Source organism: Streptomyces sp. Mut1, from assembly GCF_030719295.1.
In the GTDB taxonomy this organism is placed as follows: domain Bacteria; phylum Actinomycetota; class Actinomycetes; order Streptomycetales; family Streptomycetaceae; genus Streptomyces; species Streptomyces castrisilvae.
The window spans coordinates 3,636,733-3,649,146 of sequence record NZ_CP120997.1; the positions used below are offsets into that span (position 1 = coordinate 3,636,733).

Consider the following 12,414-nt stretch of genomic DNA (forward strand, 5'->3'; position numbering starts at 1 on the left):
TCAACGGGGTCGGGGACGGAACCGGGTGGGAACACGATGACCGGGTCAGGAAGCCCGGCTGCCGGACGGACGGCGCTCGCCGCCGCGCGACGAGGAGGGGGACGCCGAGGACGAGGAACGGCGGCCCTGGGAAGGGCGGCTGCGCCGGCCACGCGCGGACGAGCCGCCCGTGGAGCGCTCGGAGGGCGGCGCGGTGATGGTGACGGGCACGCCCGAGGGTGCCTGCGCGCCGGTGATACGGCTCAGCTCGGCCTCGCCGGAGCGGACCTCGGCGATCTTCGGGGTGATGCCGGCGTCGGCCATCAGCCGGGTCATCTCGCGGCGCTGGTTGGGCAGCACCAGCGTGACGACGCTGCCGGACTCACCGGCCCGCGCGGTACGGCCGCCGCGGTGCAGGTAGTCCTTGTGGTCGCTCGGCGGGTCGACGTTGACGACGAGGTCGAGGTTGTCGACGTGGATGCCGCGCGCCGCGACATTCGTCGCGACCAGGACCGTGACGTGTCCGGTCTTGAAGCGGGTCAGGGTGCGGGTGCGCTGCGGCTGGGACTTCCCGCCGTGCAGCGCCGCCGCGCGGACCCCGCTGCTGAGCAGGTGGTCGGTGAGCTTGTCCACGGCGTGCTTGGTGTCGAGGAACATGATCACCCGGCCGTCGCGGGCCGCGATCTCCGTCGTGGTGGCGTACTTGTCGGCGCCGCGCACATAGAGGACGTGGTGCTCCATCGTCGTCACCGCGCCCGCGGCCGGGTCCACCGAGTGGACGACCGGGTCGTGCAGGTAGCGGCGGACGAGGAGGTCGACGTTGCGGTCCAGGGTCGCAGAGAACAGCATGCGCTGGCCCTCCGGCTGGACCTGGTTCAGCAGTTCGGTGACCTGCGGCATGAAGCCCATGTCGGCCATCTGGTCCGCCTCGTCCAGGACCGTGATCGCCACCCGGTCGAGGTTGCAGTCGCCGCGCTCGATGAGGTCCTTGAGCCGGCCCGGGGTCGCCACGACGATCTCGGAGCCGCCGCGCAGCGCGGCCGCCTGGCGGCCGATCGACATGCCGCCGACGACGGTGGCCAGCCGCAGCCTGAGCGAACGGGCGTACGGGGTCAGCGCGTCGGTGACCTGCTGGGCCAGCTCACGGGTGGGCACCAGGACCAGCGCGAGCGGGTGCCGGGCCTCGGCACGGCGGCCCTCCGTACGGGCCAGCAGCGCCAGGCCGAAGGCGAGCGTCTTGCCCGAGCCGGTGCGGCCGCGGCCCAGCACGTCACGGCCGGCCAGCGAGTTCGGCAGCGTGGCGGCCTGGATCGGGAACGGCACCGTGACGCCCTGGGCGGCGAGCGCGGCCAGCAGGGGCGCGGGCATGTCCAGGTCGGCGAAGGCCTCAACGGGCGGCAGCGCGGGGGTGATGGTGGTCGGCAGGGCGAATTCACCCTGCCGGGCGGCGGGCCTGCGCCCGTATCCGCCGGAGCGCCGCTCGGACGAGCCGAAACGTCCCGGTCCGCCGGGGCGGCCCGAGCCCTGGGAACGGAACCCGCCGCCCGAACGGGAGCCGGAGCCCGCGGGGGCACTGCCACGGGTACGGGAATATCGGTCGTTGGAACGGGGGGTGCGATCGCGGTTCATGCGGAACCTTTCCTCGAAAATGGCGCGTATCGAGGAATTCATTGCGTCGACGAGCGGCACAAGAATCGCAAGAACGGGCCGTTGGCATACGTGAACGAAGCCCGGCGGCCGGTCTTGAGCCGATACGGGCCCGGCCTGAGCCGGGTCCGGTGCTTCGCGATGACGAGCCCGGCCGCTCCATGGAGTGGGGGTCACGTCAAGGGGCTCCGTCGGACCTGGTCGGTCCGGGGGCCATGGCGGATCGTCCGCCGCATGGTGAAGACGGTGGGTCTGCGCTCCCCCGGCGGCTCGTGGCGATGGTACGGCACGGCGGGCACGGGGCGGGACCGGAAAAGCAGCGAGCTGGGGCCCGCACCCAAAGTGCGGGCCCCAGCTGCGGATGCACCGTCAGCGCGTAGGCGCCGACGTGATCGGATTCACGCGGGGGTGATGTTCTCCGCCTGCGGGCCCTTCTGGCCCTGCGTGACGTCGAAGTTCACCTTCTGGCCCTCCTGCAGCTCACGGAAGCCGCTGGAGGCGATGTTCGAGTAGTGGGCGAAGACGTCGGCGCCGCCGCCGTCCTGCTCAATGAAGCCGAAACCCTTTTCCGAGTTGAACCACTTCACGGTGCCGGTAGCCATTTTTTCTCCTTCTGGGGATGAGCCCGGGGACTCGCACTGTGCCAGTCCCACGTCGCCGTGATGATTACCCCATCCGGATATGCAAGCCGGAAAATACGTCAGCGCACTCATCGGCCACTTAGCCGAGGAGAGCACTTGGAGTCTTCGGGAACCACAACTGCAACTGGTATCTACCGTAGCACAATGAAAACGGCCGGGCGCGGGAAGTAATTTCCCCGCGCCCGGCGCGCCATAAAACTCACGCAAACCCTCACACAAACACTCGGTGTGCATTGCGTAAAATTCTGTGCCGGAGGGCCGTGTCCGGGAATATTTGCCGCCCGCGCCGGCCGGCGGCGCTCCCTTCGCCCGCCCTCCGGCGGATCAGCCGCGCGTCAGCCGCAGCGTCATCAGCTCGAAGGGGCGCAGCGACAGCCGCACGCCCGCCTCGTCGCTCTCGGGCACCGGCACACCGGCCAGCGGCCGCTCCAGCAGGTCCGTCGCCACGACGGACGTGGCCGGGAAGCCGGTGGCCAGGCGGACCTTCGCCCGGCCGCCCGTGGACTCGTAGAGCCGTACGACGAGGTCGCCGCTCCCGTCGTCCGCCAGCTTGACGGCGCTCACCACGACCGCGTCGTTGTCGACGGCCACCAGCGGGGCCACCTCCCGGTCACCCGTCACCCGGCGCTCCGGCAGGTTGACGCCGAAGCCCTCGCGGACCGCGTCGCCGATCGCGGCGCCGGGGACGAGCGCGTGCCGGAAGCGGTGCACGCCCTGGTCGGTCTCCGGGTCGGGGAAGCGCGGGGCGCGCAGCAGCGAGACCCGGACGGTGGTGGTCGTCCCCGCGTCCGCGTCCCGCACGGTGCGCGTCACGTCGTGCCCGTACGTCGAGTCGTTGACGAGCGCGACGCCCCAGCCCGGCTCCTCCAGGTGGACGAAGCGGTGGTTGCACGCCTCGAACTTGGCGGCCTCCCAGCTGGTGTTGGTGTGGGTGGCCCGGTAGAAGTGGCCGAACTGCGTCTCGGAGGCGTACCGCTCGGCGTGCACGTCCAGCGGGAACGCGGCCTTGAGGAACTTCTCCGTCTCGTGCCAGTCGACCTCGGTGTCGATGTCGAGCCGCTTGGCGCCCGGTTCCAGGGTGAGCAGCTGGGTCACCTTCGAGTCGCCGAAGCTGCGGACGACCCGCACCCCGCCCGTCACCGGGGTCAGTTCGTCCAGGGCGGTCAGGTCGGTGACGGTGTTGCGGTAGAACGCGTCGACGTCCCAGGCGTCCCACATGTTCGGGAAGTCGGGGTGGATCTGGAGCAGGTTCGCGGCGGCGCCCGGCGCCACGGTCTCGCGGCCGGCGGCGATGTCGTACGCGGAGACGACCAGGCCCCGGCCGTCGATCTCCACCCGGAGCAGGCCGTTGTCCAGCACGTAGCCGCCGCCCTCGCGCGGGGCGGGCGGGGTGGCGTCGGCCGTCGCGACGGCGGCCGCCGCTCCGGCGGGGACACCGCCGCGGGTGTGCGGGGCGGCGTTGAAGACGAGGGCCCTGTCCCCCTCGGGGTCACCGGCCAGGGCGCGCTGCGCGGCGTCGATGACGCCGGTCAGCTCGGCGGCGACGGCCGCGTACGTCTTCTCCGCCTCGCGGTGCACCCAGGCGATCGAGGAGCCGGGCAGGATGTCGTGGAACTGGTGCAGCAGCACCGTCTTCCAGATCCGGTCGAGCTGCTCGTACGGGTAGGAGAAGCCGGTGCGTACAGCGGCGGTGGCGGCCCACAGCTCGGCCTCGCGGAGCAGGTGCTCGCTGCGGCGGTTGCCCTGCTTGGTCTTGGCCTGGCTGGTCAGGGTCGCGCGGTGCAGCTCCAGGTAGAGCTCGCCGACCCAGACCGGGGCGTTGGGGTACTCCGCCTCGGCCTTGGTGAAGAAGTCGGTGGGGGTCTCCCACGTCACCGTCGCCGAGCCCTCCAGGCTCCGCATCCGGGCCGCCTTGGCGATCATCTCGCGGGTGGTGCCGCCGCCCCCGTCGCCCCAGCCGGTCGGGGCCAGCGAGTGCCGGGCGACGCCCTTGTCCTTGAAGTTCGTCGCCGCGTGGGCGATCTCGCTGCCCTTCATCGAGCAGTTGTACGTGTCGACGGGCGGGAAGTGCGTGAAGATCCGGGTGCCGTCGATGCCCTCCCACTGGAAGGTGTGGTGCGGGAACTTGTTGGTCTGGCTCCAGGAGATCTTCTGCGTGAGCAGCCACTTGGAGCCGGCCGCCTTGATGATCTGCGGCAGCCCGGCCGCGAACCCGAAGGTGTCGGGCAGCCACGCCTCGTCGTTCTCGATGCCGAACTCGTCCAGGAAGAACCGCTTGCCGTGCACGAACTGGCGGGCCATCGCCTCGGAGCCCGGCATGTTGGTGTCGGACTCGACCCACATGCCGCCGGACGGGACGAACCGGCCGTCCGCGACGGCCGCCTTGACCTTGGCGTAGACCTCGGGGCGGTGCTCCTTGATCCAGGCGAACTGCTGCGCCTGCGACATCGCGAAGACGAAGTCCGGCTCGTCCTCCAGGAGCGCGGTCATGTTGGACGTCGTACGGGCGACCTTGCGGACCGTCTCGCGCAGCGGCCACAGCCAGGCGGAGTCGATGTGCGCGTGGCCGACGGCGCTGATGCGGTGCGCGGAGGGCGCGGCGGGCGTCACAAGGACCCCGGCCAGCTCCTCGCGCGCGGCGGCGGCCGTCCCGCCCACGTCCTGGAGGTCGACCGCGTCCAGCGCCCGGCCGACCGCGCGCAGGATGTCCCAGCGGCGGGCGCCCTCCACGGGCAGCTCCCCCATCAGCTCGCCCAGCACCTCCAGGTCCTGCACCAGGTTCCACACGTCCTCGTCGAAGACGGCGAGGTCCATCCGGGCCAGGGTGTACTGCGGCTCGCTGCCGGCCGTCTCCTTGTCGCCCAGCCGGGTCGGCAGGAAGGGGTGGTAGTCGAGGATCACCGGGTTGGAGGCGGCCTCGATGTGCAGCAGCACCTCCTCGCCGCCCGCGACCGGGGCGCCCACCCGCACCCACTGGTTGCGCGGGTTGAGGCCCTTCACCGGGGTGCCGTCGGGGCGGTAGACGAGGCCCTCGCACTGGAAGCCCGGCATGTTCTCGTCGAAGCCGAGGTCGAGCAGCGCCTCCACCGTCCGGCCCGCCCATTCCTCCGGCACCGTGCCGGAGACCTTGAACCAGGAGGTGCCCCACGGAGCGCCCCACCGGTCGCCGACCGCGATCTTCTCGGTGGGCCCGGCCAGGCCCTCGGCGACCGGGACGGGCTCACCCGGCGCGTTCCAGACGGCGACGTCCAGCGGGACGGACTGCGGGTATACGGCCGGCCGGATGCGCTCGTCCAGGACGCGCTTGAGTCGGGCCTCGACCAGGCTGCGGTCGTCGTGCATGAGGGTGGCTCCGTTGTGAGTGGGTCGGGTGGGGGGTGGTTACCAGCGGTGCGCGGCGTTGGCGGCGCCGGAGGTCGTGTACAGCTCGCCGACGGCCCTGACCTGGAAACGGGCGGTCTTCTCGCCCGGTTCCCGGCGCAGTCCCGGGACGAAGAACGCGGTGCCCGCGGTGGCACCGAGGAAGCGCCGGGTGCCGTCGGGCAGGACGCGGTGCAGCTCGTAGTGGCGCGGGGCGCCGGGTGCCCGGTGCCAGTTCAGGCGCAGGTCGGTGCCGTCGGGACCGGCGGAGGCCGCGGTGATCCGCAGCCCGGCCGGCGCGGCGGGGGTCTCGGCCCGGTCCCGTACGGCCAGGGCGCCGAGACGCCAGCGCACCGGGCCGGACGCCGTGAGCCGCACCCCGAGCGCGTGGACGGTCCCGGAGAGCGGGTTCAGCCGGAGGGTGGCGGTGCTCCAGCCCGTGCCGCCCGCCCGAAGCTCCCCCGCCGGGACGAAGGTGTACGGGACGGGGTCGCCCGGCCGTTCCGGCTCGCGCAGGGCCACGGCCAGCTCGACGGTGACCGGTCCCGAGCCCGGGTCGGTGCGGTGGGTCAGCTCGACCACGGTGCGCCGGGTCAGCGGCAGCCGCGTGGCGTACAGCTCGACGGTCACCGGGGCGCCCGGCTCCCCGTCCACCAGGAGGCTGCTGCCCCCGTGCCAGGCGTCGTCGAAGTCGAAGCCGACGGACGGGCGGCGGCCCTCGGTGCGCACGACCCAGCGGCGGCCCGGCAGCCGGTCCTGGACCCCGAGGTGGTTCCACTCCGCGTCGGAGGTCACCCTGCCGTTCTCGTACCAGCGCAGCCCGTGGCCGGTGTTGAAGGCGGTGGCGAACGGCAGCCCGGCCACGGTCGAGCGGTCGGCCACCGCCGTGGCGGGGGCGCGCCAGCTGTCCGTACGGTCCGGCCGGGCCGGGTCCAGCGACTGTCCGGTCCAGAACCGCTGGTCGGCGGCGTGGAACCGGTCCGGGGTGCGGGCGTCGTCGGCCAGCTGACTGCGGGTCCACTCCGGCCGGTAGAAGCCGTAGCCGACGGTGTGCGGGCGGTCGGCCGGGATGATCGCGTCCCAGTCGACGGGCGCGTTCCAGCCGTTGGACTCGACGTCGACGCCGGCCCACAGGTCGTAGCGGCTGCGGCCGGCGGCCTCGGCGGTCCTCGCGGAGGCGGCGAGCGTCTCCGGCGTCCAGCGGAAGTCCACGAACATCGAGTCCGCTTCCCGGAACAGGGCCGTGTTCTCGTCGTTCAGCGCGCCCTGCCAGCCGACCTCGCCGCGCACGGTCATCGCGTCGTACCAGGTGATGCGCAGCCCCGCCCGGTCGCTGCGGGCCCGCAGGTCGGTGACGAAGGCGAGCATCTCGGCGCCGAGCGCGGCGTCCCCGCCCTCGGTCTCCGCGTTGATGAACCAGCCGTCGAAGCCGTGCGCGACGGCCGCCTCCACCAGCTTCGCGGCCAGCGGGAAGCGCCCGGCCGCGTCCCGCTGCACGAGGTCGCGGGTCCACCGCAGGTCGCCGCCGTGGTGCACGGGCGGCAGGAACACCGTGCCGAGGACGGGGACACCGTTGCGGTGCGCCGCGTCCACGACGGGGGCGTTCGGCGCCAGGATCAGGCCCTCGCCCGCCGAGCCGCCCCAGAAGACCAGCTCGTCGATGTACGCCCAGTGGTTCAGGGCGTAGTAGTCGGCGGTGGCGGAGCCCTGGGAGGGGTTGCCCGCGGTGTTCCCGAAGGCCACCAGGGAGGTGATCCGCGCCTGGTCGGTCCGGGCCGTGGTGTTCGCCGGGACCGGGGTGAAGCGGTCGGCGAGCGGCACGGACGCGGTGTTGAACGGCAGGTCGGGGTCGCTGCCGGGGTGCCATGCCTTCAGGCTGCGCCAGGTGATGCCGTCGCCGGGGGTGCCGTCGGGCAGCGAGTCGGGGAACCAGTACGAGGCGTACGGCTGCCGCGCGTCCCGGGCCGAGGGGGCGGTGCGGGTGGCGGCCCCGGCGGGCGCGGCGAGGCCGGGCGTCAGGAGGGCGGCGGCCGTTCCGGCTCCGGCGAGGACCACGGTGCGGCGGCTGGGGGCGGCCGGGCGCGGCCCGGACGCGGGCTGGGACTGGGACATGGGGTGCTCCGTATCAGGCGGGATGTGATTCCGGTGCGGTGCGGGGTGGTTCGTGCGTGGGGGTCAGCGGACCTCGTCGGGCGTGACGACCTCGGTGATGCCCCGGGCGGCGAGGTGGCCCGGGTCGAGTGCCTTGCTCGCGAGGACGGTGGTGGGGCGTACGCCGTCCGCGGTGAGCCGGGCGAACGCCTCGAAGACCGCGCCGCCGGGGGCGCAGACGGAGCGGCGGGGCGCGGTCACCTCGTCCCCGGTGTCGACCACGAGGGCCGTGGTCCGGGGCGCGGGCTTCCGGGTCCTGCCGCGCTGCTCCCGCACGAGCTCGGCGATGGCCCGGCCGGCCGGCTTGACCCGGCGGTCGTTGGTGAGCAGCCCGAGGCTGTACTCCAGCTCCGGGAAGTCGGCCAGCGAGCGGGACACGTCGTGGGAGCACCACCAGGTAACGCCCCACACGTCCTCGCAGTCCAGGGCGTTGGCCACGGTCGCCTCGGTGAAGGCGGCGGCGTGCTCGGCGGGGATGAGCGGGGCGGGCGCGCCGACCTCCTGGAGCCACACCGGCCGGTGCGGGTCGAGCGCCCAGGCCTTGGAGAGTTCGATCAGGTAGGCGGCGTGGTGCTCGGTGGCGGTGCCGGTGCGGCCGTGGCGCTGGGCGGTGCCGTTGAAGACCCAGGAGTGCACGGCGGTGACGGCGCCCTCGCGCGCCGCGTGCGCCGGGGTGAAGGCGTGGTCGTCCTGGTACCAGGCGGCGTCGTACTCGGCGTGCAGGTGGAGCTTGCCGGGCGCCCCCTCCTCGCAGGCGTCGAGCATCCGGGTCAGCCAGGCCCCTGCCTGCTCGGGCGTGACGCGGTCCGGGTCGGGGTGCGGGTCGCCCGAGAACTGGTTGATCTCGTTGCCGAGGGTCATCCCGATGAAGTGCGGCCGGTCGGCGAGGGCGGCGGCCAGGGTGCGCAGGTACGCGGCCTGTCCGGAGAGCACGTCCGGGTCGGTGAAGAGGTTGCGCCGGTGCCAGGTGCCGGTCCAGGCGGGCAGGAAGTCGAAGCTCGACAGGTGGCCCTGGAGCCCGTCCACGGAGGTGTCCAGGCCGCGTTCGGCGGCGGCGTCGGCGAGCTGGACGAGCTGTTCGACGGCGCGCGGGCGGATCAGGGTGCGGTTGGGCTGGAAGAGCGGCCAGAGCGGGAAGACCCGGATGTGGTCGAGGCCGAGCCCGGCGATCGAGTCCAGGTCGGCGCGTACGGCGTCGAGGTCGAAGTCCAGCCAGTGGTGGAACCAGCCCTGGCTGGGCGTGTAGTTGGCGCCGAAACGCAAGGGGGAGGTGCTCATACGGAACAGGGGTCCTGGTTCTGTGGTGCGGGGGTGGGGCGGTGGGGGTCAGCCCTTGACGGCGCCTTCGCCGACGCCCCGGAAGAAGAAGCGCTGGAGCCCGGCGAAGAGGACGATGAGCGGGAGCACGGCGATGATCGTGCCCGCCGCGACGAGCCGTTCGTCGTTGGCGAAGGTTCCGTGCAGGTAGTTCAGGCCGATGGTCAGTGTGAAGTTGTCCGGGTCGCTGAGGACGATCAGCGGCCACAGGAAGTCGTCCCAGGAGCCCATGAACGCGAAGATCGCGACGACGGCGAGGGTGCCCTTGACCGAGGGCAGCGCGATCCGCAGGAAGCGCTGCCAGACGTTGGCGCCGTCCACGAAGGCCGCCTCCTCGATCTCCACGGGGAGGTTGAGGAACGCGTTGCGCATCAGCAGGACGTTCATCGCGCCGACCGAGCCCGGCAGCAGCACACCGAGCAGGGTGTTGTTCAGCCCGAGGTCCCGCATGGTGGTGAACTGGGCGATGATGATGCCCTCCACGGGCACCAGCATGGCGAGGATGAACGCCAGCGTGGCGGCCCTGCGCCCCCGGTAGCGGAGCCTCGCCAGGGCGTACCCGGCGAGCGCCGAGCCGACGCAGTTGGTCACCACGTTGGCGGAGGCGACCTTGAGGGAGTTCAGCGCGTAGTCCCAGACGGGAATCGTGTCGGCGACCCGGCTGTAGTTGTCCAGGGTCGGGTCGCTGGGGAAGAACTTCGGCGGCGAGCTGAAGATGTCCTCGTTCGGGCCCTTCAGCGAGGTCGACAGCTGCCACAGGAACGGCCCGACGGTCAGCGCCAGGACGGCGAGCAGCAGTACGTAGCGCAGGACGAGCTGCCAGGGCGGGACGCGCCGGCCGTCGGCGTCGGTGGTCTTCAGGAAGCTCACGCGTCCTCCTTGCGGTCGGCGCGCAGCACCAGGAGCATCAGGCCGACGGTGACGACGAAGATGACGACCGAGATGGCGGAGGCGTAACCGACCCGCCCGCTCAGTCCGGTGCCGACCCGCTGGACGAGCATCACCAGGGTGGTGTCCTCGCCCGCCGGTCCGCCGGAGGGTCCGGCCATCAGGTAGACCTCGGAGAACACCTTGAAGGCGGAGACCGAGGAGAGGGCCGCGACCAGCACCATCGTGGAGCGGATGGCGGGCACGGTGACCGTGAAGAAGCGGCGTACGGCTCCGGCGCCGTCCACGGACGCGGCCTCGTGCAGCTCCTTGGGCACGTTCGCGAGGGCGGCCAGGTAGATGATCATGTAGTAGCCGAGGCCCTTCCAGACCGTGACCGTCATCGCGCTGCCCAGCAGCAGCCACTGGTCGCTCAGGAAGCCGACCTTGCCGATGCCGACGGCCTCCAGGACCGCGTTGATCAGTCCCCGGTCGTCCAGCATCCAGACCCAGATCAGGCCGACGACCACGATGGAGGCGACGACCGGGGTGTAGAAGGCCGAGCGGAAGAACGTGATGCCGGGGATGTGCCGCTGGACGAGCATCGCCAGCAGCAGCGGCAGGATGACGAGCGCGGGGACGACGCCGAGCACGTACAGGACGCTGTTGCGCAGGCCGGTCCAGAACATCTCGTCGTGCAGCAGCTCACGGAAGTTCGCCAGGCCGACGTACGAGCCCGGGACCAGGGTGCGCCGGTCGGTGAAGGAGTTGACCAGCGTGCTGAAGAACGGGAAGAGGCTGAAGGCGCCGACCACGATCAGGCCGGGGGCGGCGAACAGCCAGGGGCTGAGGGGCAGATGGCGCCTGATCCGGGCGCCGGGCCGGCTCCCGGAGCGGGTGCTCCGGGAGGCCGTGCCGGTGGGGGCGGGGGAGTTCACGAGGGGGCTCAGCTCTGCTGCAACAGCCGGTCACAGGCCTTGACAGCGTTGTCAAGAGCTTCCTTGGGACTCTGCTTTCCTTGCAGGGCCTTGGCGATCTGGTTGCGCAGCTCGGTCTTCATCTGCTCGCTGAACAGCACCGGTGTGTAGTTGACGGCCGTCTTCAGGGACTTGGCGGCGGCGACCCGGACGCGGGTCTCGTCCGTGCCGTCCTCCTTCGTGAAGTACGGGTCGTCGAGCGAGCCCTCGGTGCTCGGGAAGATGGCGACCTGCTTGGCGAACTCCATCTGCCGGGTCGCGTCGGTCACGTAGTGGGCGAAGGCCACGGCGGCGGGCTTGCGCTTGGTCTGCGCGTTCACCATGACGCCCATGACGTACATGTTGGCCTTGCCGGTGCTGCTGACCTGGTCGGTGATGCCGATGTTCTTGTAGAGGCTCGGGGCCTGCTTCTTGAAGTTGGCGAGGTCCAGCGCGCTGCCCGGGTTCATCGCCACCGACTCGGTGAGGAACTTGTGGCCCGAGGACTCGGGGGTCGCGGTCAGCGCCTGCGGGTCGAGCGCCTTGGCGTCGTACAGCTCCTTGTAGTGCGTGAGGAGTTCGATGCCCTTGGCGTCGTTGAAGGCGAAGCCGGTGCCCTCCTTGTTCATCAGCTGTCCGCCGTAACGGCCGAAGTCCTCGATGGTGGGGACGTTGGCGAGGGTGGCGACCTTGCCGTGGCTCTTCCCGGCGAGCTTCAGCCCGGCGGCGAAGACCTCGTCGTACGTGGCCGGCGGCTGCTGCGGGTCGAGCCCGGCGTCCTTGAAGAGGCGCTTGTTGTAGAACATCGGGCCGGTGTTGAGATACCAGGGGAAGGCGAACGTGCCGTCCGTGCCGGGTATCTGATGGCTCTTCCAGGCGCCGTCCAGGTACTCCTTGCGATACTGCGGCGCCGCCTTGTCCAGGTCGAGCGCGATGCCCGCCTTGGCCAGCGGGGCCACCAGGTCGGGCGAGACGTTGACGACGTCGGGCAGGGTGCCGCCGGCCGCGTCCGCGCTGATCTTGTCCGCGTAGCCCTCACCGGGGCGGTCGACCCACTTGACCTCGGTGTCCGGGTACTTCTTCTCGAAGTCCGCGATCACCCCGTTGAAGTAGTCCTTGAAGTTCGCCTGGAGGTTCCAGGTCTGGAAGGTGATCTTCCCTTCGACCTTGCCGGAGGCGTCGGACGAGTCCGAGCCGGACCCACCGCCGCACGCGCTCAACGGCAGGACGGTGGCGAGGACGGCGGCAGTGGCGACTGCCCTGCGGGAGATGCGCACGGTGAACGGCTCCTTTGCTCGGACCAGGCGTGCGGACGCTGCCCGGGGCCCCCGGCCCGGCGGGCCGCGTTCGCCCGACAGACCCTGCAATGCACGTGGACCCAAAGTCAATACATTCACCGGAACGTAATCTTTAGTTATGGCATACATACAGGTCAGGGCCGCGCAGTAGGCTATTGACGGCTGCTTACTAATGCGCTTTAGATGGAGATTGCTCAA

At 71.4% G+C, this 12,414-nt stretch carries 8 protein-coding genes; all 8 read right to left on the bottom strand.

What is annotated here, in order from left to right:
- Positions 1-45: 45 nt before the first annotated feature.
- The 8 genes from P8A18_RS15675 to P8A18_RS15710 all read right to left on the bottom strand — a co-directional run bounded on the left by P8A18_RS15675 (position 46) and on the right by P8A18_RS15710 (position 12,195).
- Positions 46-1,608 carry a DEAD/DEAH box helicase gene (locus P8A18_RS15675; RefSeq protein ID WP_306055229.1) on the bottom strand — a complete coding sequence of 521 codons (1,563 nt, stop codon included), beginning with the start codon at positions 1,606-1,608 and terminating at the stop codon, positions 46-48.
- Positions 1,609-2,024: 416 nt separating this feature from the next.
- The gene (locus tag P8A18_RS15680) at positions 2,025-2,228 is read right to left on the bottom strand and encodes a cold-shock protein (protein WP_018522223.1); all 204 of its coding nucleotides are present in this window, start codon (positions 2,226-2,228) and stop codon (positions 2,025-2,027) included.
- A gap of 363 nt (positions 2,229-2,591) precedes the next feature.
- Positions 2,592-5,609 carry an alpha-mannosidase gene (locus tag P8A18_RS15685; protein ID WP_306055232.1) on the bottom strand — a complete coding sequence of 1,006 codons (3,018 nt, stop codon included), beginning with the start codon at positions 5,607-5,609 and terminating at the stop codon, positions 2,592-2,594.
- 39 nt (positions 5,610-5,648) lie between these two features.
- On the bottom strand, positions 5,649-7,739 hold the full coding sequence (locus tag P8A18_RS15690; RefSeq protein ID WP_306055234.1) for an endo-beta-N-acetylglucosaminidase: 2,091 nt from the start codon (positions 7,737-7,739) through the stop codon (positions 5,649-5,651).
- 63 nt (positions 7,740-7,802) lie between these two features.
- A complete protein-coding gene (locus P8A18_RS15695; RefSeq protein WP_306055236.1) occupies positions 7,803-9,056 on the bottom strand; it encodes a glycoside hydrolase 5 family protein in 1,254 nt (417 codons plus the stop codon).
- A gap of 48 nt (positions 9,057-9,104) precedes the next feature.
- Positions 9,105-9,965, bottom strand: coding sequence for a carbohydrate ABC transporter permease (locus P8A18_RS15700; RefSeq protein ID WP_306055238.1), 861 nt, complete (start codon positions 9,963-9,965; stop codon positions 9,105-9,107).
- Complete coding sequence (locus P8A18_RS15705) at positions 9,962-10,900, bottom strand: carbohydrate ABC transporter permease (protein WP_371933677.1); 939 nt, start codon at positions 10,898-10,900, stop codon at positions 9,962-9,964. Before P8A18_RS15705 ends, P8A18_RS15700 begins: the two co-directional genes overlap by 4 nt.
- An 8-nt stretch (positions 10,901-10,908) precedes the next feature.
- Positions 10,909-12,195 (bottom strand): ABC transporter substrate-binding protein, encoded by a 1,287-nt coding sequence (locus P8A18_RS15710; RefSeq protein WP_306055240.1) that lies wholly within the window; start codon positions 12,193-12,195, stop codon positions 10,909-10,911.
- Between the last annotated feature and the right edge of the window lie 219 nt (positions 12,196-12,414).

Bases quoted from the DNA above. Each gene is read 5' to 3' on its own strand.
- P8A18_RS15680 (WP_018522223.1), bottom strand. From the start codon at position 2,228: ATGGCTACCGGCACCGTGAAGTGGTTCAACTCGGAAAAGGGTTTCGGC.
- P8A18_RS15675 (WP_306055229.1), bottom strand. From the start codon at position 1,608: ATGAACCGCGATCGCACCCCCCGTTCCAACGACCGATATTCCCGTACC.
- P8A18_RS15690 (WP_306055234.1), bottom strand. From the start codon at position 7,739: ATGTCCCAGTCCCAGCCCGCGTCCGGGCCGCGCCCGGCCGCCCCCAGC.
- P8A18_RS15695 (WP_306055236.1), bottom strand. From the start codon at position 9,056: ATGAGCACCTCCCCCTTGCGTTTCGGCGCCAACTACACGCCCAGCCAG.
- P8A18_RS15685 (WP_306055232.1), bottom strand. From the start codon at position 5,609: ATGCACGACGACCGCAGCCTGGTCGAGGCCCGACTCAAGCGCGTCCTG.